Origin of the sequence: Halalkalicoccus tibetensis, assembly GCF_037996645.1 — an archaeon.
GTDB lineage: Archaea > Halobacteriota > Halobacteria > Halobacteriales > Halalkalicoccaceae > Halalkalicoccus > Halalkalicoccus tibetensis.
This window is the reverse complement of the sequence record NZ_JBBMXV010000001.1, coordinates 257,669-282,483: the sequence shown is the minus strand read 5'-3', so window position 1 is coordinate 282,483 and position 24,815 is coordinate 257,669. Positions and strand designations below refer to the sequence as shown.

26 protein-coding genes are annotated in these 24,815 nt (G+C 68.7%); 11 read left to right on the top strand and 15 right to left on the bottom strand.

Features of this window, described 5'->3' with window-relative positions:
• Positions 1-19: 19 nt before the first annotated feature.
• From carB to WOA58_RS01610, 8 genes are all read right to left on the bottom strand, one after another.
• Positions 20-3,157: a carbamoyl-phosphate synthase large subunit gene (gene carB / locus WOA58_RS01645; RefSeq protein ID WP_340602389.1), complete on the bottom strand. Its 3,138-nt coding sequence runs from the start codon at positions 3,155-3,157 to the stop codon at positions 20-22.
• A 78-nt stretch (positions 3,158-3,235) separates the two neighbouring features.
• Entirely contained in the window at positions 3,236-4,471 is a 1,236-nt protein-coding gene (locus tag WOA58_RS01640) for a molybdopterin-dependent oxidoreductase (protein ID WP_340602388.1), read from the bottom strand.
• A 39-nt stretch (positions 4,472-4,510) separates the two neighbouring features.
• On the bottom strand, positions 4,511-5,038 hold the full coding sequence (locus WOA58_RS01635) for a DUF5815 family protein (protein ID WP_340602387.1): 528 nt from the start codon (positions 5,036-5,038) through the stop codon (positions 4,511-4,513).
• A 44-nt stretch (positions 5,039-5,082) separates the two neighbouring features.
• A complete protein-coding gene (locus WOA58_RS01630; RefSeq protein WP_340602386.1) occupies positions 5,083-5,907 on the bottom strand; it encodes a hypothetical protein in 825 nt (274 codons plus the stop codon).
• Between the two features lie 43 nt (positions 5,908-5,950).
• Complete coding sequence (locus WOA58_RS01625) at positions 5,951-6,358, bottom strand: DUF7124 domain-containing protein (protein ID WP_340603113.1); 408 nt, start codon at positions 6,356-6,358, stop codon at positions 5,951-5,953.
• 47 nt (positions 6,359-6,405) lie between these two features.
• On the bottom strand, positions 6,406-7,254 hold the full coding sequence (locus WOA58_RS01620; RefSeq protein ID WP_340602385.1) for an aldo/keto reductase: 849 nt from the start codon (positions 7,252-7,254) through the stop codon (positions 6,406-6,408).
• Positions 7,255-7,516: 262 nt separating this feature from the next.
• Positions 7,517-7,948: a DUF5518 domain-containing protein gene (locus tag WOA58_RS01615; RefSeq protein ID WP_340602384.1), complete on the bottom strand. Its 432-nt coding sequence runs from the start codon at positions 7,946-7,948 to the stop codon at positions 7,517-7,519.
• Positions 7,949-8,095: 147 nt separating this feature from the next.
• Positions 8,096-9,331 carry an NAD(P)/FAD-dependent oxidoreductase gene (locus tag WOA58_RS01610; protein ID WP_340602383.1) on the bottom strand — a complete coding sequence of 412 codons (1,236 nt, stop codon included), beginning with the start codon at positions 9,329-9,331 and terminating at the stop codon, positions 8,096-8,098.
• A 91-nt stretch (positions 9,332-9,422) separates the two neighbouring features.
• Here WOA58_RS01610 and WOA58_RS01605 point away from each other — a divergent pair, with 91 nt between their 5' ends.
• Both WOA58_RS01605 and WOA58_RS01600 read left to right on the top strand, forming a co-directional pair.
• Positions 9,423-10,013 carry a DUF6149 family protein gene (locus WOA58_RS01605; protein WP_340602382.1) on the top strand — a complete coding sequence of 197 codons (591 nt, stop codon included), beginning with the start codon at positions 9,423-9,425 and terminating at the stop codon, positions 10,011-10,013.
• A gap of 49 nt (positions 10,014-10,062) precedes the next feature.
• Entirely contained in the window at positions 10,063-10,938 is an 876-nt protein-coding gene (locus WOA58_RS01600) for a homoserine kinase (protein WP_340602381.1), read from the top strand.
• A 6-nt stretch (positions 10,939-10,944) separates the two neighbouring features.
• Here the strand turns inward: WOA58_RS01600 and WOA58_RS01595 are convergent, their stop codons facing one another.
• From WOA58_RS01595 to WOA58_RS01580, 4 genes are all read right to left on the bottom strand, one after another.
• Entirely contained in the window at positions 10,945-11,922 is a 978-nt protein-coding gene (locus tag WOA58_RS01595) for a Gfo/Idh/MocA family protein (protein ID WP_340602380.1), read from the bottom strand.
• An 80-nt stretch (positions 11,923-12,002) separates the two neighbouring features.
• Positions 12,003-12,911 carry a pyridoxal 5'-phosphate synthase lyase subunit PdxS gene (gene pdxS, locus WOA58_RS01590; protein ID WP_340602379.1) on the bottom strand — a complete coding sequence of 303 codons (909 nt, stop codon included), beginning with the start codon at positions 12,909-12,911 and terminating at the stop codon, positions 12,003-12,005.
• Positions 12,912-12,973: 62 nt separating this feature from the next.
• A complete protein-coding gene (locus tag WOA58_RS01585) occupies positions 12,974-13,156 on the bottom strand; it encodes a hypothetical protein (RefSeq protein WP_340602378.1) in 183 nt (60 codons plus the stop codon).
• A 62-nt stretch (positions 13,157-13,218) separates the two neighbouring features.
• Positions 13,219-14,295 (bottom strand): pyridoxal-phosphate-dependent aminotransferase family protein, encoded by a 1,077-nt coding sequence (locus WOA58_RS01580; RefSeq protein ID WP_340602377.1) that lies wholly within the window; start codon positions 14,293-14,295, stop codon positions 13,219-13,221.
• 87 nt (positions 14,296-14,382) lie between these two features.
• Here WOA58_RS01580 and WOA58_RS01575 point away from each other — a divergent pair, with 87 nt between their 5' ends.
• Positions 14,383-15,054: a DUF1405 domain-containing protein gene (locus tag WOA58_RS01575; RefSeq protein ID WP_340602376.1), complete on the top strand. Its 672-nt coding sequence runs from the start codon at positions 14,383-14,385 to the stop codon at positions 15,052-15,054.
• Positions 15,055-15,064: 10 nt separating this feature from the next.
• Here WOA58_RS01575 and WOA58_RS01570 read toward each other — a convergent pair whose 3' ends face one another.
• Positions 15,065-15,955: an HFX_2341 family transcriptional regulator gene (locus WOA58_RS01570; protein WP_340602375.1), complete on the bottom strand. Its 891-nt coding sequence runs from the start codon at positions 15,953-15,955 to the stop codon at positions 15,065-15,067.
• A gap of 88 nt (positions 15,956-16,043) precedes the next feature.
• Here WOA58_RS01570 and WOA58_RS01565 point away from each other — a divergent pair, with 88 nt between their 5' ends.
• Together WOA58_RS01565 and dnaG are read left to right on the top strand one after the other, a co-directional pair.
• Complete coding sequence (locus tag WOA58_RS01565; RefSeq protein ID WP_340602374.1) at positions 16,044-16,289, top strand: hypothetical protein; 246 nt, start codon at positions 16,044-16,046, stop codon at positions 16,287-16,289.
• 121 nt (positions 16,290-16,410) lie between these two features.
• Positions 16,411-17,727, top strand: a complete 1,317-nt coding sequence (gene dnaG, locus WOA58_RS01560; protein ID WP_340602373.1) for a DNA primase DnaG — start codon at positions 16,411-16,413, stop codon at positions 17,725-17,727.
• On the opposite strand, the gene WOA58_RS01555 is transcribed toward dnaG, so the two are convergent.
• On the bottom strand, positions 17,724-19,031 hold the full coding sequence (locus WOA58_RS01555) for a DUF92 domain-containing protein (RefSeq protein WP_340602372.1): 1,308 nt from the start codon (positions 19,029-19,031) through the stop codon (positions 17,724-17,726). The two genes, dnaG and WOA58_RS01555, sit on opposite strands and share 4 nt — an antisense overlap.
• Positions 19,032-19,115: 84 nt before the next feature.
• Here WOA58_RS01555 and WOA58_RS01550 point away from each other — a divergent pair, with 84 nt between their 5' ends.
• A complete protein-coding gene (locus WOA58_RS01550) occupies positions 19,116-19,724 on the top strand; it encodes an undecaprenyl diphosphate synthase family protein (RefSeq protein ID WP_340602371.1) in 609 nt (202 codons plus the stop codon).
• A 273-nt stretch (positions 19,725-19,997) separates the two neighbouring features.
• Here the strand turns inward: WOA58_RS01550 and uppS are convergent, their stop codons facing one another.
• Complete coding sequence (uppS, locus tag WOA58_RS01545; protein ID WP_340602370.1) at positions 19,998-20,903, bottom strand: polyprenyl diphosphate synthase; 906 nt, start codon at positions 20,901-20,903, stop codon at positions 19,998-20,000.
• 92 nt (positions 20,904-20,995) lie between these two features.
• Between uppS and WOA58_RS01540 the strand changes: the two genes are divergently transcribed.
• The 5 genes from WOA58_RS01540 (at position 20,996) to hemA (ending at position 24,800) form a co-directional block, all read left to right on the top strand.
• The gene (locus WOA58_RS01540) at positions 20,996-21,190 is read left to right on the top strand and encodes a cold-shock protein (protein ID WP_121820397.1); all 195 of its coding nucleotides are present in this window, start codon (positions 20,996-20,998) and stop codon (positions 21,188-21,190) included.
• A gap of 113 nt (positions 21,191-21,303) precedes the next feature.
• The gene (locus tag WOA58_RS01535; RefSeq protein ID WP_340602368.1) at positions 21,304-21,705 is read left to right on the top strand and encodes a DUF5778 family protein; all 402 of its coding nucleotides are present in this window, start codon (positions 21,304-21,306) and stop codon (positions 21,703-21,705) included.
• A 61-nt stretch (positions 21,706-21,766) separates the two neighbouring features.
• The gene (gene ahbB / locus WOA58_RS01530) at positions 21,767-22,831 is read left to right on the top strand and encodes a siroheme decarboxylase subunit beta (RefSeq protein ID WP_340602367.1); all 1,065 of its coding nucleotides are present in this window, start codon (positions 21,767-21,769) and stop codon (positions 22,829-22,831) included.
• Positions 22,828-23,478: a precorrin-2 dehydrogenase/sirohydrochlorin ferrochelatase family protein gene (locus WOA58_RS01525; protein ID WP_340602365.1), complete on the top strand. Its 651-nt coding sequence runs from the start codon at positions 22,828-22,830 to the stop codon at positions 23,476-23,478. Before ahbB ends, WOA58_RS01525 begins: the two co-directional genes overlap by 4 nt.
• Complete coding sequence (hemA, locus tag WOA58_RS01520; protein ID WP_340602364.1) at positions 23,475-24,800, top strand: glutamyl-tRNA reductase; 1,326 nt, start codon at positions 23,475-23,477, stop codon at positions 24,798-24,800. Before WOA58_RS01525 ends, hemA begins: the two co-directional genes overlap by 4 nt.
• Positions 24,801-24,815 lie beyond the last annotated feature (15 nt).

Sequence of the window (24,815 nt, the reverse complement as noted above, 5' to 3'; positions counted from 1 at the left end):
GAACGTTTACCCGGCCGCTTCAGCGGCCCCACTCGGCTTCCTTCACCGGGCGCTCGGAGACCGCGCGCACGTCCAGCGGCTCGTCGCGCGCACGCAGGGCTTCGAGCGCCGCCTGCACGCTCGGGGCCGTCGAGTAGTAGGTGACGTCCTCCTCGACGGCGGTCTCGAGCGAGTCGCGGTCACGCGTGACCACGAGGTCGACCTTCCCCTCGCGGATCGCCTCGGGGACGTCCTCGAACTCCCGGACCTCGTAGAACTCGTCGAAGCCGTCGACGTCGAGGTCGATCACCGCGGTGCCGCCCTTCGGGAGGACGGCGCCGGCGGCCTGCTGGGCCTTCCAGTAGGCCTTGCCGAAGGAGTCGGCCGTGCCCATGACCTCGCCCGTCGATTTCATCTCCGGGCCCAAACGGGGATCGCTGCCGGGGAGGCGGTCGAACGGCAGGACGACCTCCTTGACGCTGGTCTGCTCGGGGATCCGCTCGGCGGCGTCGAGCTCGTCGAGGCTCGCGCCGGCCATGACGCGCGCGGCGAGCTTCGCGATCGGTACGCCCGTGGCCTTCGAGACGAACGGCACCGTCCGCGAGGAGCGGGGGTTTGCCTCGAGCACGTAGACCTCGCCCTCGTGGACCGCCAGTTGGACGTTGAGCAGCCCGACGGTGTCGAGCGCGCGGGCGATGTCCTCGGTCACCTCGCGGATGCGTCCCATCGCGTCGGCCTCGAGCCAGCGCGGCGGGATCATACACGCCGAGTCGCCCGAGTGGACCCCGGCGGTCTCGACGTGTTCCATGATCCCGCCGATCAGCACGCGCTCACCGTCGGAGACGGCGTCGACGTCGAGCTCGACGGCCCCTTCGAGGAACTCGTCGACGAGGATCGGCTTGTCGGGTGCGACCCGCACCGCCTCCTCGATGTACTCCGTGAGCTCCTCGTCCGAGTGGACGACCTCCATCGCGCGGCCCCCGAGCACGTAGGAGGGCCGCACGAGGACGGGATAGCCGATCTCGTGGGCCAGATCGAGCGCCTCGGGCTCGCTGGTCGCGGTGCCGCCCTCGGGCTGGGCGATCCCCAGCTCGTCCATCAGTCCGTTGAAGCGGTCGCGGTCCTCCGCGAGGTCCATCGCGTCGACGGTCGTTCCCATGACCTCGCAGTCGAGCCCCCGGCGTTCGATCTCCGCCTCCAGGGGCTCGCCGATGTCGACGGAAGTCTGGCCGCCGAACTGGATCATCGCGCCGTCGGCGCCCGTCGCCTCGATCACGTCGGCGACCTCCTCGGCGGTGATGGGCTCGAAGAACAGCCCGTCCGAGGTGTCGTAGTCCGTCGAAACGGTCTCGGGGTTGTTGTTGACGACGTGGGCCTCGATGCCGTTCTCCCGGAGCGCCTGGACCGCGTGGACCGTACAGTAGTCGAACTCGACGCCCTGACCGATCCTGATGGGGCCGCCACCGACGATCACGACGCTCTCGGCGTCCGTATCGATCTGCAGCTCGTCGCGACCCAGACGGTCGCCGCGGGCGCGCGAGGAGTAGTAGTACGGCGTCGAGGCCGCGAACTCGCCGGCGCAGGTGTCGACCTGCTTGAAGTCGCGCTCGGGCGCGCTCGCCTCGACCGCGTCGATCGTCCCGCCATCGGCCTGCGGGATCGTCGAGGCCTCGTTCGCGTCGATCCCCGCCGCGACCTGCGCGTTCGTGAAGCCGATCCCGGTCGCGCCCGCGAACTCGCCGTTCCGTGCCGCGGTCGCCGCCCCGGCGATGTTCCGGTAGCGCTCGACGTACCATTCGTAGATGCCCGTCAGCTCGCAGACCTCCTCGACCGAGTAGCCCCGCTCGAACGCCTCGAACATCGCGTAGGGGCGGTCCGGCGTCGGGCTCTCGAGGTACTCCGTCTCGAGCTCCGCGTCCGACAGCTCGTCCCAGTCGACGTCGGGGTCGTACTCGGTGGAGCGAAGCGCCTTCAGCAGCGACTCCTCGAAGGTTCGTCCGATCGACATCGCCTCGCCCGTGCTCTTCATCGCGGTGCCGAGCTCGAAGTCGACCTCGGAGAACTTGTCCTTGGGCCACCTCGGGACCTTCGTCACCACGTAGTCGATCGCGGGCTCGAAGGCCGCGGTGGTCTCGCCGGTGATCTCGTTGTCGATCTCGTGGAGCCGTTTCCCGAGCGCGACCTTCGCGGTGACGCGCGCGATGGGATACCCGGTCGCCTTCGAGGCCAGCGCCGAGGAGCGAGACACGCGCGGGTTGACCTCCACCACGCGGTATTCGCCGCCGGGGGTGCCGTCGTCGCGCCAGGCGAACTGGATGTTACAGCCGCCCTGGATACCGAGATCGCGGATCACGTCGAGCGCCGCGGTCCGCATCTCCTGGTGGCCGTCGTCGGGGATCACCTGCGAGGGGGTGACGACGGTGGACTCGCCCGTATGAATGCCCATCGGGTCGAGGTTCTCCATGTTGCAGATGATGATACACGAGTCGTCGGCGTCGCGCATCACCTCGTACTCGAGTTCGACCCAGCCGGCGATCGACTCCGTGATCAGCACCTCGCCGTTCCGCGAGAGGCGAAGCCCCTTGCGCACCGACTCCTTGAGCTCGTCCATCTCGCCGACGACGCCCGAGCCCGATCCGCCGAGCGTGTAGGTGGTGCGCATGATCACGGGCAGGCCGCCGACGTCCTCGACGGCGCCCTCGATCTCGGCCATCGACTCGATGGTGCGCGAGCGGGGCACCGGCTGGCCGATCTCCTCCATCCGGTGGCGGAACTGCTCGCGGTCCTCGGTCGCGTAGATCGTCTCCAGCGGCGTGCCCATGATCTCGACGTCGTGCTCGTCGAGCACGCCCTCCTCGGCGAGCTCGGCGGTGACGTTCAGCCCCGTCTGGCCGCCCAGCCCCGCGATCACGCCGTCGGGCTGCTCCTTGCGGATGATCTCCGCGATGGCCTCGGTCGTGATGGGTTCGATGTAGACCTTGTCGGCCATCTCCGGGTCGGTCATGATCGTCGCGGGGTTCGAGTTGACGAGGACGACTCGGGCCCCTTCCTCCTGCAGGGCTCGGCAGGCCTGCGCGCCCGAATAGTCGAACTCGGCGGCCTGCCCGATCTGGATCGGGCCGCTCCCGATCAGCAGGATCGTCCGTTGCTCCCCGTCGACCGTGTCCTCGTCGGTCATTGTCGGGTTCAGTTCGTACATCGTAATAAGCGACACGATACGCTGAGGAAAGCGAAGCCGAGTTTCGAGATTCGAAGCCTACTCGTCGGGCTCGACTCGGACCTCGAGCGCGTTCGGCAGGTACGCGTTGGCCGCGTATCCGCCCTCGTTCCAGGGGTACCGACCGGAGCCGAGGGCGTCGAGCCCCTCCTCGGGCGAGCCGATCGTCGCGGGCTGGGTCCGCCCGTGCTCGTCGGTCGCCCGCGAGACGAGGCGGTGAGTGCCCGGCTCCGCGTTCCAGGAGCACCGGAAGAGCCGCCAGGCACCCGAATACTCGGGACCGAAGCGCTCTGCCTCGGTCCACTCGTCGCCTCCAGTGAAGGAAACCTCGACGCGCTCGACCGAGTCGTCGCCCGCCCACGCGACCCCACAGACGTCGATTTCCCCGGCGCGGATCGACCCCTCGCCGTCGGGCGTCCCGATCACCGACATGACGTTCTGATCGAACGTGTAGGGATGTGCGACCTCGTCCGATTCCAACTGCCCCCAGGTGTCTGCGGTTCCGATCGTTTCCATCCATTCGGGAGCCTCGCCGGCGGGATGGATCCGGTAGTCCTCCTGTTGCCACCGCGCGTGGCGCCCGGGCCGGTCGAGCGAGCCCTCCGTGACCATCGAGTCCGCGAGGCGCAGCTCGTCGAGCCACTTCACGCTGTTGACGCCGTACCAGCCCGGGACGAGCAGCCGGACGGGATAGCCGTGCTCGGCGGGGATCTGCCGACCGTTGACGCCGACGGCCAGAATGCAGTCGTCCACCGCCTTTTCGAGGGGGATCGACCGCGCGAAGACGCCCTCCTCGTCCGGGTCACCACCCACGGCGGTCAGCCAGCCCTCCTCGGGGAGCTCTTCCGAGAACGCCCGCAGCACGGAGCTCAGGGGGACGCCCGTCCAGACGGCGGTGGCGGCGGCCTCGAAGCCCCACTGGACGCTGCCGGTCTCGGGCTCGTGCTGGCCCCGTCCGTTGCCCGCACACTCCATCGTGTGCGCGACCGCGACCGTCGGGAACCGTTCGGCGAGTTCTGCCACCGAGGCCTCGCCCGCGAGCCCACCGGAGAAGGCGACGCTCCAGGAGTCGTCCTCGATCTCGGGGATCGCGTTGCGGTGACAGACGAAGTGCTCCTCGACCGGCGTCAGCCAGTTCGCGTAGGTGCCCCGTCCCGCGGCTCCGACGACCGTATACCGATCCGCCTCGTCGCGGACCTCACGGACGCCGGGCTTTCGCTCGAGGATCGCCTCGATCTCCTCGCGGCGCTCCCGCGAGCGGTCGGTGGTCGTCATACCCATCGATCGTCGCTCGCCCACAAACAGTTTGCCCCGTCAGGCCGGCCGGTCGTGCTCGCTCTCGAACTCGCGAGCCGTTCGATAGTCGTCGACGAACGCCTCGACGTCGAACTCGAGCATCTGCTCCTCGAACTCGGTGGCGGCGGTGTCGTCCTCCGCGTGGCTGATGGCGTGATCCATCAGCTCGACCAACAGCTCGACGACGATCACGTGCAGTCTTCGAGAATCGAAGTCGGTCAGCCAGAGCATCGAGTACCCGACCGTGCCGTCGTCGGAGACGTCCTCGGCGACGACCTCCTCGGGGAACTCCTCGAGGACGACCCCCATGACGTGGGGCGTGCCGAACTCGCCGAAGTCGTCCTCGGTCTCGACGGTCTCTCTGAGTACCTCGACGATCGCCTCGGGGACGAACCGCGAGGGCGGGTGGACGTCCATCACGACGGCGTGGCGCTCGCCACAGGAACAGGCGTACTCGCGCATCCCCATGTCCAGCTCCGCGAGCGAGACGGACTCGCCACAGGGGAGCTCGATCTCCTCGTCGCCGGGGACGCGGGGCGTTGCCATCGTCCTCACTTGCGCCGTCAATCGGTTAAAGGACGCGTTTTCCCTTACCACTCGACGCCCGGCGGGTCGTCCCACTCGTCGTCGGGCCCGGAGCCCTCCGTGGGTTCGGGTTCTGGCTCCTCGGGCTCGCGCAGCTGGACGAACGCCCGGGCCGAGACGGCGAGCCAGAAGACGTTCGCGACCGCAGCAAAGGCGATCGAGACCGCCATCCCGGCGCCGGGCACCGGCGAAAGGACGAGCGCGCCGAGCGACCCCGCGAGCGAGATCGCGACGTAGACGGCGACCGCGCCGAGCATCACCCCGAGGACCGCGAGGCGGTCGCCCCGCGAGAGCCGCCAGCTCTCGGTCATCGCGTCGATCGCGTTGCGGTCCTCGATCGCGATCAGCGGCCGGACGAAGTAGAAGCAGATCGCGAGGAAGACCCCGGGGAGGACGAACAGCAGGAAACCGACCCCGACCAGCGTCAGGACCACGACGCGGGCGACGAGCTCGTGGATCGTCGCGCTTGTCAGCCGCCGTGAGAGCAGCTCGTCGGGGATCGCGCTCGTGTGCTCGCTCGCCATGACGCGGACCGCGAGGACGCTCGTGGCGGCCCAGGCGAGCAGCCAGGCCACCAGAAGCATGCTGATGACCGAGCCGGGCAGGTCGAACGCCAGCGGCGTCGCCCCTTCGGGCAGCGACTCGGGCGCTGGCTGGCCCGCTTCGGCGGCCAGCTCCGCCGTCAGGGCCTCGAGGGCGACCGCCGCGCTGTCGAGGGCGACGTTTCCGACCAGTGAGACGAGCAGGAAGGCGCCGACGAACAGGGCGCCGTTGCGGCTCGCGAGCCGTTCGGCCCCTTCCTTCAGCGCGCGTCCGACGTCGAGTGCCATATCGGTCGGTGTCCCGGTCGCCTAATAAGCCCCGTCGTTTCGCTCAGGGCCAGTCGTCGCGCTCGTCCTCGGCGGGTTCGGGTTCGGGGGCGTCCGCGGCCAGCTCCCAGCCCGCGGCCTCGGCGGCGTCCTCGACGGGGAGGTACTCCCAGCCGACCCGCTCCGCGAGCTCGCGGTCCTCCTCGGCCGTCCCGACGAGGACGTGACGGGCGGTGTCGAACTGGTCCTTGACGCTCTCGAGGCTCTCCTCGCGCCCGCGCGGGCCCGAGAAGAAGTCCTGCCGGATCCGGTGTTTGCGGGTGAAGTTCGTCACCACGTAGGTCGGCTTCTCGCTGACGACGCCGACGTACTCGGTCCACTGGCGCGCGTCGGTGAACACCCGGTCGGGCTCGGCCAGCTCCTGAAGTGCCGCCAGATCGAACGCGAGGCTCATGTCGCCGCTGCCTTCCATGCTCATGGCTCATCCTCGGCCGGGACGCCCGAAAACGATACCGCTTCCTACTCTAGCCTGTTCATCTCGTCGTCGCTCAGCTCGATCCCGCTGGCCGCGACGTTCTCCTCTAAGTGCTCGACGCTCGAGGTGCCCGGGATCGGGAGCGTCACGGGCGAGCGCTGGAGCAGCCACGCCAGCGCGATCTGCGAGTCGCTCGCGTCGTGGGCCTCGGCGATCTCCGAGACGGCGTCGGCCTTCCCCCCGAGGTCGTCGTCGCCCGAGCCGATCGGCGACCACGGGATGAAGCCGATGCCGGCGTCCTCACAGGCCTCGAGCACGTCCTCGTCGGATCGGTCGCCGACGTTGAACTCGTTCTGGACGGTCGCGATATCGACGATGTCGCGCGCCTCCTCGAGCTGCTCGACCGAGACGTTGCTCACGCCGACGTGGTCGATGTAGCCCTGGTCCTTGAACTCCGCCAGCTGCTGGACCGACTCCTCGAAGGGGGTGTCGGGGTCGGGTCGGTGGAACTGATAGAGGTCGATCGAGTCCACGCCGAGGCGATCGAGGCTGCCCATCAGGGCGTCCTGGAGGTACTCGGGGTCGCCACACGGCGGCCAGCTCCCGTCGAGGGTGCGCCAGAGCCCGCCCTTCGTGGCGACGACGACGTCCTCGTAGTCGGGCCCGTAGGCCTCGCCGATCAGCCGCTCGCTCACGCAGGGGCCATAGGAGTCGGCCGTGTCGACGAAGTCGACGCCGATCTCGCGGGCTCGCTCGAGGACCTCCCGAGCCTCGTCCTCGTCCTCCGGCGGGCCGATGATCTCCTCGCCGGTGATCCGCATCGCGCCGAAGCCGAGTCGATGAACGGTCAACTCGCCGCCGATGTCGAAGGTGTCGCTCTCGTTGTCTACCATCGATTCGGAAAACGGGCCCCGGGAACTTCGGTGTGTGCCTCGGAGCGGGCCTTACCAGTAGTCTCCGGTGTAGTTTCTCCGTTCGTTTTCGACAGGGACCGATTCGACGAAACGGTATGTACAGCTGCGAATCTATCGCCGGTACCACCCTATTAAGCGACAAACACCACCACTCAGTTCGCTTGATGAGGTAGTCCACTTCTGTTGCTCCGGAGGTGTTTACTAGGAATAGCGAGTGGCTCCCCAACAAAAGCACTAAATTTCAACTATTGGCAGCAGTGACCTGCTTTCTCTCGACCTTCTTGGCCAACCAGCCGCCGACTAATCCACCAATCCATCCGGGAAGAGCAGCGACAGCGAGGATTACTGGAATAAAAAATGCTAGCACTAAGACGGTTCCGGGCGACGATGCTGTCACTGTCTGAACCATCGACGGGAGCATAAAGATGTATCCCGGCAAGCCACCGATTAATCCCGCACCAACACCCGCCGTCGCAGGCTTTTGAGTGTTCTTCTGTGCGAGATAACCTGCAAGAAGGCCTCCAAAGAAGATCGGGAGGGTCGAAAAGGTATTTCCCATCCCTGACCACCAGTGATGCCCAAGACTAAGCGGGATTGAAACAAGCCCGCCAATGATGGCATATCTCAATGCACCCTCATTCAGGTTTAGAGGAGATATTTCCGGCATTATCATGTCTGAGACATTATCACTACATTGTATAAGACTTCCGTTGGCTTAGATATCTCATCTGCAGCGATTGATTCGTAAACTCCCTGTACCTACCGGCTGGTTCACGAACCCAGTTGAATAAAAAACCGTATCGGCGACGACTAGTACGCCTTACTGCGAGACCGCGAGATCGTCCAGATCGATCTCCTCCTCGATCAGGACGTCGGTCTGGCCCGAGACGTCGGTCTCCTCGCGCATGAGCTTCTTCAGGCGGGTCTGGGGGGCCAGATCGCCGATCAGCACGCCGCCGACGATCTTGCCGTCCTTGATGGCGATGCGGCGCCACTCGGTGTCGGAGTACTTGCGCTCGACGTACTCGTCGCCGAGGGTGGGATGGCCGAAGGAGAGAAAGGGGAAGTCGAAGTGCGTGATCGAGTAGGAGGAGACCCAGCGGAACGCCTCGCTCTCGTCGTCGTTGACCATGTTCGTCGCGGCGATCGTGCCCTGCTCCTTGGCCGAGCCCCACGAGCCGTTCTGGGCGTACTCGCCGAGGATGGTGTCGTAGAACCGGGTGAGGTCGCCCGAGGCGTAGATATCGTCGACGCTGGTCTGCATGTACTCGTCGACGACGATCCCGCCGTCCTCCTCGAGGCCCGCCCCGCGGAGGTACTCGGTGTTGAAGTCGAGCCCGATGGCGATCCCGACGAAGTCGGCCTCGAAGCGCTCGCCGTTGGGGTCGATCGCCGCGGTCACGCGCCCCGAGTCGTCGACCTCGAAGCGGTCGACGCCGCTGTCGAAGACGGGGGTGACGCCCTTCTCGCGCAGCCCCTCGTGGATGATCTCCGCGCCGTCGAGCGACAGCGCGTAGCGCCACCAGCGGTTCCCGCGCATGAGGTACTTCCCGTCGACCTCCTGGGCGCCACAGATCGCCGCCAGGTCGATCCCGAGCAGTCCCGCGCCGACGACGACGCCCTTCTCCGCCTCGCTGGCGTCCTCCTCGATCTTGCGGGCGTCCTGGAACGTCCAGAAGTGGTGGATCCCCTCGGCGTCGCTGTTCTCGACGGGCAGCTGGGTAGGGGTGCCGCCGGTCGCGATCAGCAGCTTGTCGTACTCGAGGTCGTCGCCCTCGTGGGTGTGAACGACGTGGCCCTCGGGATCGACGCCGGTGACGTGGGTGTTGAGGCTGAGGGTGATGTCGCGCTCCTCGTACCAGCCCTCGTCGTGGATGGAGATGGGCGCCTCGGGCAGCTTGCCCTTCGCGAACTCCTTGATGAGAATGCGGTTGTACAGCGGTTCACCCTCGTCGGTTACGACCGTGATGTCCGCGTCGGGGTCCTTCTCCCGGAGGGTCTCGGCGGCGGAACTCCCCGAGATCCCATCGCCGATGATCACGTACGACTGGGTCATGGCGGGGGGTTCGATACGAGGGGTAAAGTCGGTTGCTATTCTACGAGCCGCCGGCGGGACGTTGATGGTCCTGGCGTCCCAACCCCCGCCCATGAAGATCCGACAGAACCCGCGCCACTGGGCCGCGAAGAAGGCACTCTCGACTCCCGGCGTCCGCGACGTCGCGAACTACGGGCTGGTGAAGATGCATACGAAGATCTTCCTCGACAAGGCCGACGAGGACCGTCAGGAGGAGCGCCGGGCACACCTCGATGCCTTCTTCGACGCGACGATGGACACGTATCTCCGCGCCCTGGAGGAGGAGTTCGACGAGGCCGAGGCCAGGGAGATCACCCACATCCAGGCCAATTTCGACTTCTACAACCACGGCTGGACCGAGATGATGGAGATCCCGGTCGACGAACTGGAGGACCACTACGAGCGCTACGCGAACTTCTTCGAGCGCTACGACATCACTATCGACGATCCCCTTGGGGCCTTCCGGCCTGCGGACGGGATCCCCGAGGCGCCGGCCACGCTGGAGAAGCTCGACGACCCCGACCACCCCCACGCGGAGGGCGGCTTCGCCGACGACCTCTACGTCGAGGACGAGCACGGCGAGGTCGGCGTCGGTGGCCGCGAGGAGCCGGCGGACGTCGACGTGGGCAGCGCGCCCGGCGTCCGCGAGGAGGGAGACGCCTGACGGCTCCGGGAGACGCTACCTTTTTGCCCACCCTCCGGGAAGGACGGGCATGGTTACCGTGCGGGCCCCCGCGACGAGCGCGAACCTCGGAAGCGGCTTCGACGTCTTCGGCGCGGCGCTCTCGAAGCCCGCCGACGTCGTCCGGATCGAGCCCGCCGAGGAGACGACCATCGAGATGTACGGGGCGGGCAGCGAGTACATCCCCGAGGACCCCGAGAAGAACGTCGCCGGGGCGGTCGCGAAGGCCCTCGACGCTCCCGCGGAGATCCGCATCGACAAGGGGGTTCGGCCCTCCTCGGGACTCGGCTCTTCCGCGGCCAGCGCCGCGGCGGTCGCCGTCGCGATCGACGAGGCCTACGGGCTGGGTCACTCACGCGAGGAGCTCGTGCCCTACGCCGCCGAGGGCGAGGCGCTGGTCTCGGGGGAGGCCCACGCCGACAACGTCGCGCCCTCGATCATGGGCGGCTTTACGATCGCCACCCCAGAGGGGGTCACGCAGGTCGACGCCTCGATCCCGCTGGTGGTCTGTCTGCCCGAGCTCGTGATCTCGACGCGCGACGCCCGACGGGTGGTGCCCCGCTCGGCGGAGGTCTCACAGGTCGTCGACTGCGTCGGCCGGGCGGCGACGCTGGTCGCGGGGATGTTCCGCGACGACCCCGCGCTCGTCGGTCAGGGGATGGAGGACGGAATCGTCACGCCCGCGCGCGCCGAACTCATCGACGGCTACGACGGCGTCCGCGAGGCCGCCCTCGAGGCCGGCGCGACCGGCGTCACGGTCAGCGGCGCGGGTCCGGCGATCATCGCCGCCTGCGAGGACGAGCGCAGGAAGGGAATCGCGAGCGCGATGCTCGATCGGTTCGCCGAACGGGGGATCGAGACCCGCGCCTACCAGACGGAGGTCGGGCGGGGCGCGGAGCTGTTCTGAAGCCGGTCACTCGACGTCGACGACCTCGTCACGGCGGGCGCTCTCGGCGAGCGCGTCGATGGCCTCCATGTTTGCGACCGCCCCCTCGCCGTCCGTCTGCGGCGACTCGCCCGATTCGACCGCCGATGCGAAGTGCTCGACCTCGAGTCGGAACTGGTCGACCGGGTCGAACGTCTCCGTGCCCTTCCGGCCGTCGATCCGGTAGGCGAGCTCGGTGGGCTCATCGGTCGGCGCGTCGAAGGCGTCCTCGACCTCGATCCAGCCGTTCTCCCCCTCGACGCGGTAGCGCTGGATCAGCCGCGAGTCGAAGCCCGAGGCGACCCGGGCCGAGGCGCCGTCGCCGAGCTCCAGCACCCCGGCGAGGTCGGTATCGACGCCGGCGCCCCGCGAGTCGTGGGTCGTGGCGAAGGCCCGTTCGGGCTCGCCGAGGAACAGCCGAGCGGCCGACACCGCGTAGCAGCCCACGTCCATCAGGCTGCCGCCGGCGAGCTCCGGCGAGAGGCGGACGTCCGCGGGGTCGTCCCCGAGCGGGAACTTGAACGTCGCCGACACCGAGTGGACGCCCTCGAGCTCCTCGCGTGCGAGCGCGACCGCACGCTCGGTGCGGGGGTGGTACCGGTACATGAACCCCTCCATCAGCGTCACGCCCCGTTCGCGACAGTGCTCGACGGTCGCGCGAGCCTCCTCGGCGTCCGCGGCGAGGGGTTTCTCGCAGAGCACGTCGTGGCCGGCGTCGGCGGCCTTCCGGGTCCACTCGGCGTGCAGCGCATTGGGCAGCGGGACGTAGACCGCGTCGAGGTCGTCGTCCTCGAGCAGTTCCCCGTAGCTCCCGTAGTGGCGTGGAATCGAGTACTCCCCGGCGACCGACCGCGCGCGCTCGGCGTCGCGCGAGGCGATCGCGCCGACGGCGTGGTCGCTGGCCGCGGCTGCCGGGAGAAAGGCCTTCCGTGCGATACCCGCCGTGCTGAGGACGCCGAACTCCATGACGGGGGTATCGGAGCGCGACGACAAAAAGCCACAGTCACTGCGTTACGGTGCCGTCGTCGGTGTCGGGATCTTCGAACTCAGACGCCGCGGTCCTGCAGGCGCTCCTCCTCGGGCAGGTCGACGTTCGCGTCGCCCTTCATGCTCTTTCCGACGTTCGAGGCGATCCCCGCGAGCGTCTCGGGGTCGTCCCAGTTGGTGGTCGCCGCGACGATCGCGTCGGCCATCGCTTCGGGGTTCTGGGCGCCGAAGATCCCCGAACCGACGAAAATGCCGTCACAGCCGTGGTGCATCATCAGCGCCGCGTCGGCGGGCGTGGCGATCCCGCCCGCCGCGAAGTTCACGACCGGGAGCCGTCCGGCCTCTGCGGTCTCGTGGACGAGATGGGCCGGTGCCTCGATCTCACGGGCGAACGCCTCGCGCTCCTCGTGGTTCATCCCCTCGAGCTTGCGGATCGCACCCTTGATCTGGCGCTGGTGGTGGACGGCCTGGTTGACGTCGCCGGTGCCGGCCTCGCCCTTGGTGCGGATCATCGCCGCGCCCTCCTCGATCCTCCTGAGCGCTTCCCCGAGGTTCCGCGCCCCGCAGACGAACGGCGCGGTGAACTCGCGTTTGTCGATGTGGTAGGCGTCGTCGGCGGGAGTGAGGACCTCCGACTCGTCGATCATGTCGACGCCGACGGCCTCGAGGATCTGGGCCTCCTTCGTGTGGCCGATGCGGGACTTGCCCATCACCGGGATCGAGACCGAGTCGACGATCTCGCTGACGTCCGCAGGGTCGGCCATCCGCGCGACGCCGCCGCGCTTGCGGATGTCCGCGGGAACCGCCTCCAGGGCCATCACGGCGACCGCGCCGGCCTCCTCGGCGACGCGGGCCTGCTCGGCGTCGACGACGTCCATGATGACCCCGCCCTTCTGCATCCGTGCGAACCCCCGCTTGACCAGATCGGTGCCACGCTTCAGTTCCTCGATGTCGGTCTCCTCGGGCATGGTCGGCCCGAAGGACGGGCGCGGGTAATACGTGTCGGTCGTCCCGACGGTCGCCGTCGTCCCTATCGCTTCCCCATCCCCGCGCCGACCGCGACCCCGATCGCCACGCCCAGCGGGAGCCACAGCGCGAGGTTGTCGGTGGCCAGCCCGACCCCGACCCCGAGGGCGACTCCGATCGCGATGCCGGCGCCGATGTCGTCCCCCGAACCGTCCTCTGTGGGCTCCCGATCGGTCCTCGTCGTCATACCCACCCCCAGGCGCCCGGGGTGCATAACATGATTCAGTCAGGTCAGTTATGTGACCTCTCTCATTCCAGGGCGGCGTCGAGCGCGTCCATCGTCCGATCGACCCGTTCGATGTCGGCGTTGTAGCCCATGTGGCCCACCCGCAGCAGGTCCTCGGCGTACTCGCCGAGGCCCGTCGCGAGGACGACACCCTCCTCGGCGACCCGTTCCCGAAGCTCCTCGGCGCGCCCCTCGACCGCGAAGGCGGTGACGGTCGGCGAGGCGAGCTCCGCCGAGAACGGTTCGAGCCCGAGCTCGCGCCCGCGCTCGCGACAGTGTTCGGCGGCCTCGGCGTGGCGCTCGAAGACGTCCTCGCGTCCCTCCTCCAGCAGGAGGTCGAGCGAGGCGTCGAGGGCGTAGCAGTTCGACACCGAGTGGGTGTAGGGGAAGGCGGCTGGCGGGTCGTCGAGCCCGAGATCGCGCCAGGGTTCGAGGTTCAGGTAGAAGGAGTCCTGTTCGACCGCCGCGACGCGCTCCCAGGCGGCGTCGCTCACCGACAGCGTCGCGAGCCCGGGCGGCGAGCTGAGGCATTTCTGGGTAGCCCCGAGACCGATATCGATGTGCTCGGTCGGGACCTCGGTCCCGCCAAGCGAGGAGACGGCGTCGACGACTGAGAGCACGTCGCGCTGATCGAGCACCTCGAGAACGCCGTCGAGCTCGTTCAGCACCCCCGTGGGCGTCTCGCAGTGGACCATCGTCGCCACCGCGGGGTCGTGCTCCTCGACGGCCTCCCGCACCGCTTCGGGGTCGAACCCCTCGGTCGGCTCGGCCCCGTGGACCACGGGCTCGCCGCCGTGGCTCTCGACGAGGTCGGCGAAGCCCGCCCCGTAGATCCCGTTGGCGAGACAGAGGACGGTATCGCCCTCCTCGATCAGCGAGTCGACGCCCGTCTCCAGCCCGACCATCCCCTCACCCGCCAGCACCACGAGGTCGTCGTCGGTGCCGTAGACCTCCCCGAGCTTCTCGAGGAGATCACGATAGAGCTCGGTGAACTCCGGCTCGACGTCGGGGTTGTGGATCGGGCGGGCCATCGCTTCGCGGACCGATTCGGGGAGCGCGGTCGGGCCGGGCGTCATCACGAGCGTCTCTCGGTCGTCCATGTCCCGACATCGGACGCGTCGCCCAAAACCCACACGGGTCGCGGGGAACCGGCAGGTCTTTGGTCCGCTCGGTCGCCCATCGGGACGATGACCGGATCGCCCCTCCCCGCGTGGCTCGCCCCGCTTCCCCGCCAGCTGGAGGACCTCGCGCTGCGGTACGCCTGGGTGATCGTCGCGATCAACGTCGCGGGGACGGCCTTCGGCTTCTGGTACTATCGGTTTCAGTTCGCGGGGACACCGGTAGTAATGTGGCCGTGGGTGCCCGATAGCCCGCTCGCGACGCTGTTCATCGCGCTGAGCCTCGCGCTCTGGAAGCTCGATAAGCAGAACGAACTGATCGACATGCTCGCGTTCTTCGGCAACATCAAGCTCGGGCTCTGGACGCCCTTTACCCTCGTCGTCTTCAACGACGCCTTCCTCGCCCAGACGGCGACCCCGATGTACGCCTTCCTCTTGGCCAGCCATCTCGGGATGGTCGCCCAGGCCTTCCTGATCCACCGCTACAGCGACTTCTCGATCCCGGCGATCGCCGCGGCGCTTCTCTGGTACAGTTTCGACCTCACGGTCGACTACTTCGTCCCGATCGTCGGCGGCCCCCACCACACGAACCTTCCCTTCGCCGACCCGATGGCCGTCGAGCTCGCTTTGAACACGACGGCGTTCCAGGTCGCCGGATGGGGCGCGACGATGCTCACGATCTGGATCACCTTCCTCGCGCTCGCGACGCGCGCGAAGAAGGCGCAGGTCGAGGGAGCGTAGACCACGACGTTCACTCCGCGCTGGAGTGGGCCCGGACCCACAGCTCGCCGATCCGCGAGAGCCGCGTCCGGTAGGACTTGCCCCGTTCCTCGCGCTCGATGTAGCCCTTGCCGCTCGGGCCCAGGCGGTCGACGTTGTAGATCACCTTCGAGCGGAAGCTGTCGGTGTAGGGCTCGTCGAGCTCGTCGGCCAGCGCCTCGGCGAGTTCGCTGACGCTCTCGAAGGTGCCGTCCTCGCCGAGCTTGAAGAGGATCAGCTCCTCGAACGGCTTGACGTTCGAGAAGGAGGCGATCGGCAGCTCGACGATGTGGCGCCCGCCGATCTCCTTGGCGCCGATGGTGGTGCCCCGCTCGTCGAACTCGTCGAGCAGCTCACGGATCGTCTCGAGGCGCTCGTCGACCCGCTCGGGGTCGATCCCCTCCTCCCGGGCGTCCTCGAGGAACTCGACCCCGCGGCGCAGCTCCTCGGCGAGTTCGGTCTCGAGGTACTTCTCGGGGGCGGTGTAGTAGGTGTGGACCCGTCGGCCGTCCTCGTCGCGCTCGACCATCAGTGAGTTGGCGGCGGTCGCGACCGCGAAGCTCACCGTCCGGGGCATCGTGCTGACGTTGACCCAGACCTCGTTGCCGGCGTCGAGCTCGGCGTTGATCAGCCGGTAGGCCTGTTCGAAGGCGGCGTCGTAGTCGTAGACGTCCTCCAGCCCGAGACGTCGGGTCTCGGCCCCGAGCAGGTTCTGGAAGTCCTTCTCCAGTTTCCCCGCGAGGTTCCGCGAGTACTCTATGTTGGCTTCGCTGCCGATCGCCCCCTCGATGAGGATCACGCGGTCGACGTCGTGTTGATCGCGTACCAGTGGCGCGATCAGCCGGTCGTAGTCGAAGCCGACCGGCACGATGTGGGTCTGCATACCCGCGGGTCCGCCCGCGGATCGTTAAGAACTGTCGAATGCGCTCTCAGAGGGCCAGAACTAACACCGCCCGTCGTGATGGGGAGTCGTGACGATCGCACTCGCCGAGGCGCTCGAGGGGGCACAGTACGTGTCGTTCAGCGACGATCGTCGCGTGATGGCCGTCTGGTACGGGGCACACACGGTCACCTTCTTCCTGGTCGAGGACCCGTCGGCGATCGCCGTCGTCGAGAGCGTCCGGATCGGGGAGTACGCCTTCGGCGAGACGAGCCGGGAGGACGCCCGGGAGACCGTCCGATCGACCTTCGAGGAGTACCGAAACGGGATCGACTGAGTTCCGGCCGCCAGCACGGTCATCCGTCCGATATCGACCCCTATCGTGCCCGCAGACGGCAATTATTTTCAGCTCTCGGCACGAACTAGAGCCGTCATGGGGACGTTCATGACAGTTACCAATGACATTCAACGATACCACGAAATACCTCATTCACGCGGACGTCACCGCAGACGGGGTGGTCGAGCGGAGTGACGTCGTCGGCGCGATCTTCGGCCAGACCGAGGGGCTACTGGGCGACGATCTCGACATCCACGACCTCCAGCAGTCCTCGCGCGTCGGGCGGATAGACGTCGAGATCGCGAGCCAGGCCGGCCAGTCGACGGGGACGGTGACCGTCTCGACCAGCATGGACAAGGTCGAGACCGCCGTCCTCGCGGCGGCCCTGGAGACCATCGAGCGCGTCGGCCCCTGCCGGGCGACCCTCGAAGTCAGCCGGATCGAGGACACCCGCGCGGCCGCCCGCCGCGAGGTCGTCGGCCGGGCGCGCGAGCTGCTCTCGACGGCGTTCGACGAGACGGCGCTCTCGAGCGACGAGCTGCTCGAACGGGTCCGCGAGAGCGTCCGCGTCGAGGACATCACCGAGTACGAGGGCTACCCCGCCGGCCCCCGCGTGGCCGACGGCGACGCGGTCATCGTCGTCGAGGGCCGGGCCGACGTCCTCCAGCTGCTGAAGTACGGGATCAAGAACGCCGTCGCGGTCGAGGGGACGAACGTGCCCGAGCCGATCGCGGAGCTGACGAAGGACCGAACCACGACGGCCTTCCTCGACGGCGACCGGGGCGGCGAGCTCATCATGAAGGAACTGGAGCAGGTCGGCGAGATCGACTCGATCGCCTTCGCCCCACAGGGGCGGTCCGTCGAGGACCTCGCGCGCGAGGAGGCGCTGGCGGCGCTGCGGGAGAAGGTGTCGCTCCGGGCGGTCGCCGACGCCGCCACGCCACGGGAGGTCATCGCGGCGACCGACGGCAGCACCCGGCCCGCCCCCGACGAGACGAGCGAGGTCGCCGGAGCCGCCGAGACCGCCGAATCGCCCGCGGAGCCGTCGGGTCCCGACGCGGAACCGGCTCCGGACGAGGGCGGTGCGACGGCGGGGGTCGAGGCCGAGCCTGAAGCCGAACCCGAACCGGAGGCCCCCGCGAGCCTGCGCGAACACGCCGAGGACGCCATCGGCGGGGGGACGGAAACGGTCCGCCTGCTCGACGGCGAGTTCGCCGAGCTCGCGAGCGCACCGGCCGAGGAGGCGTTCGAGGCCGTCCGTAGGGCCGAGGAGCCGCCCCGGGCGATCGTCCTCGACGGCGAGCTGAGCCAGCGCGTGCTCGACGTCGCGGCCCAGCGCGGGGTCTCACAGGTGATCGCGCGCGAGCGCGGGCAGTACGTGAAACGACCGACGAGCGTCCGGATCCGCACCTTCGACGAACTCGTCGGGCCCGCCTAGAACAGCCCCGCCAGCGCCGCGAGCCCCACCGCGACCAGCGCGCCGACCAGCGTCGCGAGGAAGTTCACGCCCTGGTTGTCGAGCCAGCGGTTCTCGACAGTGGCCCCGAACAGGCTGTCGGCGGTCATGCCCGCGACTCCGCCGACGGCGATCAGCACGGCCCCCAGCGAGCCGATGGCCTCGAACAGGAACAGCGCGGGGATCGCGACGGCCACCGCGCCCGCGAACCCGGCCAGCTCGCCCTGCCAGGTGACCGCGCCGTCGGTGCCGGGCGGGACGGGCTCGCCGGTCGTGATCAGGCGGGGGTCGTCGTAGACGCCGCCGATCTCGCTCGAGAGGGTGTCGGCCATCGCGGTGGCGATCGCGCCCGCGAACGCGAAGAAGAACAGCTCTGGGGGGACGTCGAGGGGGTCGGGCGTCGCGGCGTAGCCCAGCACCGCCACGAGCGCGACCGCTGAGTTGCCGAGGACGTTGCCGCTGCCGCGGGCGCCCTCGTTGTCCTCGGCGACCCCGCGGGCGAGCTTCCGGTCGTAGCGGAACTTCGAGGAGAGCCCGCCGATGGCGAAGAAGGCGATCAGCAGGACGAACCAGCCGTAGCCCCCGAGGACGATGGTGACGAGCGCGAGCAACATTCCGGTGACCATCCCCGGGATGGAGGCGGTGCCGAGCGCGTAGGAGACGTAGCCGAGCAGCGCCGTCACCGCGATCGCGCCGACGACCTCGAGGCCGGTGGTCACGATCCCCAGGTCCGAGACGACCCACAGCACGAGCCCCACGCTCAGCAGCACGAGCGGGTCGTCGCGCTGGTAGAGCACCGCGCGCAGCAGGGCGGCGATGAGCGCGCCGCAGGCCGCGAGGAAGGCCGCCGCGGCGGGGGCGACCCCCAGCGAGAACGGGGTGACGACGAGCTGTGCGCCCAGCCCGGCGAGAAAGCCCCCTGTCGCGAAGCCGGCGGTCGTCGGGAGATCGTCGGTGGTGCGGGCCGTGACGGCCTGCTGGGCGAGGTTGCCGCCGGCGAGCAGGCAGACCGTCCCGGCGAACAGCTCGGGAGGAAAGCCGACGATCACGAGCAACGCGAGGGCGGTCGCGGCGAGCGAGAAGCCCGCGAGCCCGTAGAGGGTCCGTTCCTCGTAGTCGCCGGGGCGGGCGAAGAGGTCGAAGGCCCGCCCCTCGTCGATGACGAGTGCGGCCAGCAGGCCGACGGCGGCGAAGGGGACGAACGCCGCGGGGCCGAGCAGCGGCGCGGCAAGCGAGAGGCTGCCCACGAGCGCGAACGCCCCCGCACGCCGGACTCGTCCGGTCACTACGGCCCCGGTTTCGTGGTCGGCCACTTACCCGTTCCGAAACGGGGCCGTGAGGCTTACGGGCTCGCCCGCGAGAGGGGGAGTGTGGGACTGTACGACCGTTATCTCGCCAGCCGGGTTCGGCGCCATGACGGCGCGCTCCCCGAACACGTCGCCATCGTGATCACCGAGCGCGACCTCCTCGAACGCGGGGCCTACACCACCCTCGAATCGGTCCTCGAGTGGGCCTACGAGTACGACGCCGACCGCGTGACCGTCTACGTGAGCGTGCTGGATCCGGCGGCCGCGCCCACCCTCGTGAGCGAGCTGGCGGAGCTCGAGGCGCCCCGGCGGGTCGACGTCCGGGGGCCCGACGACACCCAGCAGGCCGACGCCCCGATCCGGATCGCGATCGGCCACGGCGGCAAGCGCGAGTTCGCGCGGTCGGTGCGGGCGCTGGCCCGCGAGGTCGAGCGCGGCGAGCGGGATCCCGACGGGATCACCGACGCCGACATCGAGGCCCAGCTGGTGTTCCCCGACGAGCCCGACCTGCTGATCAAGACGGGCGCAGAACGGCTCTCGGATTTCATGATCTGGCAGTCGGTCTACGCCGAACTCTACTTCACCGACGTCAACTGGCGCGATTTCAGAAAGCGGGACTACCTCAGGGCCGTGCTCGATTACAAGAAACGAAGCCGGCGGTTCGGCCGCTAGGCCGAATCACGAAAGGCGAACGGAGGGAGCCTTTCGGCGGTTCGGACGGTGAGCGACGCGAACCGTCCGAAGTACGGGAAGCTTCTGCGGGCTTCCCGGTGGTTCGGACGCTAGTCCAACCGTCGTCGGGTAGCGAGCGCCAGTGAGAGGACCGACGAAGTTCGGACGATGGTCCAAGTCACGGGAGGCTCGTACGAGCCTCCCGGACGGTCGGTTCGCTTCGCTCACCGTCCGAACGTCGTCGCGAGCGAAGCGACGCCGGTTCCGATCGGTCTACTGCTCGATCGGGGCGGCGGTCTCCCGGGCGGGGTCGCTCTCGCCGTCAGCGTTCCCGTCGAGGACGTCGCGGGCCTGCGGGAGGTCGACGTCCGAGAGCGCGCCGACCAGCGCCAGCGCGCGCTGGGTCTTCGTGTTCTGCCAGGAGGCCTCGCGGTGCTGGTAGGTACGGACCGCCCGGAGGAAGTCGATCTTCGAGAACTCCGGCCAGTAGGGCGCACAGAAGAACACCGCCGCCTCGTTGCCGTTGGCGTGCCACGGCAGGAAGTTCGAGGTGCGCTCGTCGCCGCCGGTGCGGATGATCAGGTCGACGTCCCGGACCTCGTCGTCGTAGAGCCGGCAGTCGATCGTCCCGGCGTCGATCTCCTCGGAGGCGAGCTCGCCGGACTCGACCGCGCCGGCGACGTCGCGGGCTACCCCTAGTAGCTCGGCCCGGCCGCCGTAGGCCAGCGCGATGTTGAGCACGAACGTGTCGTAGTCACGGGTCCGGCGCTCGGCGTAGCGGGCCGCCTCCTGGACCCGCTCTGGCAGCAGCGAGAGGTCGCCGAGCGCGCGGATCGACACGCCGCCGTCGTGAACCCGGTCGGCGTCGGCGAACTCCCGGAGCTTCTCACAGAGCAGGTCGTAGAGCGCCTCGCGCTCCTCGCGGGGCCGATCGAGGTTCTCCGTCGAGAAAGCATAGAGAGTGAGCTCCTCGATGCCCAGCTCCTCACACCAATCGAGGACCCGTTCGGTCGTCTGTGCGCCGGCGCGGTGGCCGTCGGTCGTTTCGGCCCCGCGTTTCTCGGCGTAGCGGCGGTTGCCGTCCTGGATGACGGCGACGTGGGCCGGTCCGTCGTCGATCTCGCGGAGGAGGAGGTTCTCGTAGACGCGCGAGCCGAGCGAACGTGCGGACGGTGCCATCTACGTTCGGCGACGGCAGCCGGTGCAATGAGCCTTGTGCCCGCCGACTTTTGCGCAGTTTTTTAAGGGTGGACGGCGAAGAGGGAGTTGCAATGGCGAAAGGTACGGTCGACTTCTTCAACGACACCGGCGGTTACGGCTTTATCGACAGCGAAGATTCCGAGGAGGACGTGTTCTTCCACATGGAGGACGTGGGCGGCCCCGACCTCGAGGAAGGACAGGAGGTCGAGTTCGACATCGAACAGGCCGACAAGGGTCCTCGAGCGACGAACCTGGAACGGCTGTAATCGGCGCTTCGACGATCGTTCGGGGCATCCGCCCGTGAACCACGTTTCCTATTATCGAGCCCGCGAGCGACGCGTACCGTGAACGGTATAGGGCCGGCGGGCCCACCGCTCGTATGAGCGAACCCCTCGACGAGGACCTCTACCAGCGGACGAAACGCCTGCTCGAACCGGGCGAGATCGAGCTCGCCGGCGCGATCGTCCACACCGATCTGGACGGCAGCGACGACATCGAGATGCACCAGGCGACCGTCGACATCGGCGAGATCATCGCCGAAGGGGCCGGCTACGACCCGACCGACACCTACGTCTACTCGGGGTCGAACGACTCGGACTTCGCGTCGAACCAACACCAGGGGCTGACCCTCGAGGATGACGGGTTCGTCTGGGAGTGCCAGCAGCTCCTCCGGGAGGGGTCGTTCGACGTCGTCTTCTACTACGAGGCGAGCGCGGACCACGAGGGGATCCTCAAGGCGATCCGCGAGAAGGGGTTTCAAGTGACCGGCGTCGAGGAGTAGTCCCGATGGGCACCCGGACGGCAACGCGACGCTTATCCCGCCCGAACCCCGAGATCCGGACATGACACGGGCCGAGGTCGAGGAGCTCGACCGGATCGACCGCGCGCTGATCAACGCGTTTCAGGGTGGCTTTCCCGTCAGCGAACGGCCCTTCGAACACGCGGCGCGGGCCCTCTCGGAACGGGGCGTCGAGGTGAGCGGCGAGGAGCTTCTCGAACGGGTACGACGGCTCGACGAGGAGGGCGTCCTCACGCGCTTCGGCGCGCTGGTCAACGCCCAGGAGATCGGCGGCACGGCGACGCTGGTCGCGATGCACGCTCCGGAAGAGCGCTTCGAGGAAGTCGCCGAGACGGTCAACGCCCACCGGGAGGTCGCACACAACTACGAGCGCGAACACCCCCACCTCAACATGTGGTTCGTCGTCTCGGTGGCGGACGAATCGCGCGTCGAGGAGGTCCTCGCGGCGATCGAGGAGGAGACCGGCCAGGAGACGTACGACCTCCCCAAGCAACGCGAGTTCCGCGTCGAGGCGAAGTTCATGCTCGACGGGCCGATCCCGGAGGGCGACGTCGACCTCTCGAGGCTCGGTCCCGCAGTCGAGCCGACCGACAGCACGACCCTGACGCCCGAGGAACGAGACCTCGTGCTCGCGATCCAGGACGGCTTTCCGATCGTCGCCGACCCCTACGCGGCGATCGCCGAGGAGCTCGACGCCGATCCCGAGTGGGTCCGTGCGACGATCAAGCGGTTCGACGAGGAGGGCAAGGTCCGCCGGGTCGGCGTCATCCCGAACCACTACGCGCTTGGTTACACCGAGAACGGGATGACCGTCTGGGACGTCCCCGACGACCTGGTGAGCGAGGTCGGCCCCGCGATCGCCTCGCTCCCCTTCGTCACCCACTGCTACCAGCGCCCGCGCCACGAGGGCGTCTGGCCGTACAACTTCTTCGCGATGACCCACGGACGCAGCGAGGCCGAGAGCGAGCAGCGCATCGAGCAGGTCCGCGAGCGGATGGCGGGGTTCTGGGAGGTGAGCGAGGACGACTGGGACAGCCTGTTCTCGACGCGCATCCTGAAGAAGACCGGCATCCGGCTGGACGAACGCGCGGACGCGAACACCGAATGATCCCCTTGCTCCACGATTTCGAGGGGCAGACCGTGATGGTGTTCGGTGGCGGGAGCGTCGGCGCCCGGAAGGCGCGGCGGTTCGCCCGCGAGGCCCGGACGCTGGTCGTGAGCCCCGCCTTCGATGGGGAGCGCGAGTTCGGCGACAGCGAGCTGGTCCGGGCGGCGCCGACTCCCGAGGACGTCCCGGACTGGTTCGAGCGGACACGGCCGGCGTTGGCCGTCGCGGCGACCGACGACGGGGAGCTGAACGCCGCGATCGAGCGGGAGGCGAGGGAGCGCGGCGTGCTGGTCAACCGCGCGGACACCCACGGCTCACGGGAGCCCGGCAGCGTCGTCGTTCCCGCGACGGTCCGCGAGGACCCGGTGGTGGTGTCTGTCTCGACCGGCGGGACGAGCCCGGCGCTGAGCCGGGAGCTCAGGAAACGGATCGAGCCCGAGATCGAGGGCGCCGGCGAGGTGGCGGCGGTCGCCGGCGAGCTCCGGGAGGCCCTGTCGGGGCTGGCGGCCGAGCGGCGTCGCGAGGCCCTCCGGGGTGTCGTCTCGTCGTCGTCGGTTTGGAAGGATTTACGTAGCGGCGACACGAAGCGCTCGCAAGTGGTTGCAGACGTGATCGAGAGAGTCGAATCGGAAGGGGATTCAGCGTGAGCGGCGGCGTCATCATCGGCGTCCGTATCACTCACGAGACCGCCTCCGTCGATCGGATCGACGACGCTTGCCGGCTCGATCAGCGGGCGTTGGTCGAGGACCTGCTGGACCGGGAGGGAGTCAGCGAGGCGTTCGCCCTCCAGACGTGTAACCGTGCGGAGGCGTACGTCGTCACGCCCGACCCGGCGGTCGGCCGGGCCGCCCTCGGGACGTGGGCCGGCGACCTCGGCGAGGCGGCGGTCTGGACGGGTCACGAGGAGAGCCTCCGGCATCTGCTGCGGGTCGCGGCGGGCCTCGAATCCTTGGTGCTCGGCGAGGACCAGATCATCGGCCAGGTCAGGGAGGCCTACACCCAGGCCCGCGGCGTGGGGGCGCTCGGCGGGCTGCTCGAGGACGCCCTGTTGAAGGCGATCCACGTCGGCGAGCGCGCACGCACCGAAACGGCGATCAACGAGGGCGTCGTCTCGCTGGGCAGCGCGGCGGTCTCGCTCGTCGCCGCCGACCGCGACATCGAGGACGCGACGGCGCTGGTCGTCGGTGCCGGCGAGATGGGAACGCTCGCCGCACAGGCGCTCTCGCGACACGACCTCGCGGAGCTGGTCGTCGCGAACCGGACCCGATCGCGGGCCGAGCACGTCGCGAGCGAGCTGCCGATCGACGCCGAGGCACGATCGCTTTCGGCGCTCGAACGAAGCGCCGCCGATGCCGATGTCGTGATCGCCGCGACGGGGAGCGACGAGCCGGTACTCGACGCGTCGCTGTTCGTCGGCGAGTGTACCGTCGTCGACCTCGCGAAGCCCCGGGACGTCGACCCGCGGGCCGGCGAACTCGAGGGGGTCGCCGTCTACGACCTCGACGACCTCGAGACGGTGACCGATCGCACGGAACGGACCCGGGCCGCGGCCGCCCGCGAGGTCGAGACGATGATCGACGAGGAGCTCGACCACCTGCTCGAGCAGTTCAAGCGCCGACAGGCCGACGACGTGATCAGCGGGATGTACGAGGGTGCCGAGCGGACCAAGCGCGCGGAGGTGACGACGGCGATCTCGAAGCTCGAGTCCCAGGGCGACCTCACCGACGAACAGCGCGAGACCGTCGAGGCGATGGCCGACGCGCTGGTCGGCCAGCTGCTGTCGGCACCGACCCGAAGCCTGCGGGAGGCCGCCGCCGAGGACGACTGGGAGACGATCAACACCGCGATCCAGCTGTTCGACCCCGCCGACGACGAGGACGGCGAGGGGCCGATGGCACCCCGAAAGGGGATCGGTCCCGAGGGTTCGGAAATACCGCCCGAGGTCGCCGCCCGGATCGAGGACGACTGATCCCGACTCCGGCTC

Bases quoted from the DNA above. Each gene is read 5' to 3' on its own strand.
- WOA58_RS01605 (WP_340602382.1), top strand. From the start codon at position 9,423: ATGAAGATCCGACAGAACCCGCGCCACTGGGCCGCGAAGAAGGCACTC.
- WOA58_RS01615 (WP_340602384.1), bottom strand. From the start codon at position 7,948: ATGATAATGCCGGAAATATCTCCTCTAAACCTGAATGAGGGTGCATTG.
- WOA58_RS01630 (WP_340602386.1), bottom strand. From the start codon at position 5,907: ATGGCACTCGACGTCGGACGCGCGCTGAAGGAAGGGGCCGAACGGCTC.
- WOA58_RS01640 (WP_340602388.1), bottom strand. From the start codon at position 4,471: ATGACGACCACCGACCGCTCGCGGGAGCGCCGCGAGGAGATCGAGGCG.
- WOA58_RS01575 (WP_340602376.1), top strand. From the start codon at position 14,383: ATGACCGGATCGCCCCTCCCCGCGTGGCTCGCCCCGCTTCCCCGCCAG.
- WOA58_RS01635 (WP_340602387.1), bottom strand. From the start codon at position 5,038: ATGGCAACGCCCCGCGTCCCCGGCGACGAGGAGATCGAGCTCCCCTGT.
- WOA58_RS01600 (WP_340602381.1), top strand. From the start codon at position 10,063: ATGGTTACCGTGCGGGCCCCCGCGACGAGCGCGAACCTCGGAAGCGGC.
- WOA58_RS01540 (WP_121820397.1), top strand. From the start codon at position 20,996: ATGGCGAAAGGTACGGTCGACTTCTTCAACGACACCGGCGGTTACGGC.
- WOA58_RS01580 (WP_340602377.1), bottom strand. From the start codon at position 14,295: ATGGACGACCGAGAGACGCTCGTGATGACGCCCGGCCCGACCGCGCTC.
- pdxS (WP_340602379.1), bottom strand. From the start codon at position 12,911: ATGCCCGAGGAGACCGACATCGAGGAACTGAAGCGTGGCACCGATCTG.
- WOA58_RS01525 (WP_340602365.1), top strand. From the start codon at position 22,828: ATGATCCCCTTGCTCCACGATTTCGAGGGGCAGACCGTGATGGTGTTC.
- WOA58_RS01595 (WP_340602380.1), bottom strand. From the start codon at position 11,922: ATGGAGTTCGGCGTCCTCAGCACGGCGGGTATCGCACGGAAGGCCTTT.
- WOA58_RS01620 (WP_340602385.1), bottom strand. From the start codon at position 7,254: ATGGTAGACAACGAGAGCGACACCTTCGACATCGGCGGCGAGTTGACC.
- carB (WP_340602389.1), bottom strand. From the start codon at position 3,157: ATGACCGACGAGGACACGGTCGACGGGGAGCAACGGACGATCCTGCTG.
- WOA58_RS01585 (WP_340602378.1), bottom strand. From the start codon at position 13,156: ATGACGACGAGGACCGATCGGGAGCCCACAGAGGACGGTTCGGGGGAC.
- dnaG (WP_340602373.1), top strand. From the start codon at position 16,411: ATGACATTCAACGATACCACGAAATACCTCATTCACGCGGACGTCACC.
- WOA58_RS01625 (WP_340603113.1), bottom strand. From the start codon at position 6,358: ATGGAAGGCAGCGGCGACATGAGCCTCGCGTTCGATCTGGCGGCACTT.
- WOA58_RS01570 (WP_340602375.1), bottom strand. From the start codon at position 15,955: ATGCAGACCCACATCGTGCCGGTCGGCTTCGACTACGACCGGCTGATC.
- WOA58_RS01535 (WP_340602368.1), top strand. From the start codon at position 21,304: ATGAGCGAACCCCTCGACGAGGACCTCTACCAGCGGACGAAACGCCTG.
- ahbB (WP_340602367.1), top strand. From the start codon at position 21,767: ATGACACGGGCCGAGGTCGAGGAGCTCGACCGGATCGACCGCGCGCTG.
- uppS (WP_340602370.1), bottom strand. From the start codon at position 20,903: ATGGCACCGTCCGCACGTTCGCTCGGCTCGCGCGTCTACGAGAACCTC.
- WOA58_RS01610 (WP_340602383.1), bottom strand. From the start codon at position 9,331: ATGACCCAGTCGTACGTGATCATCGGCGATGGGATCTCGGGGAGTTCC.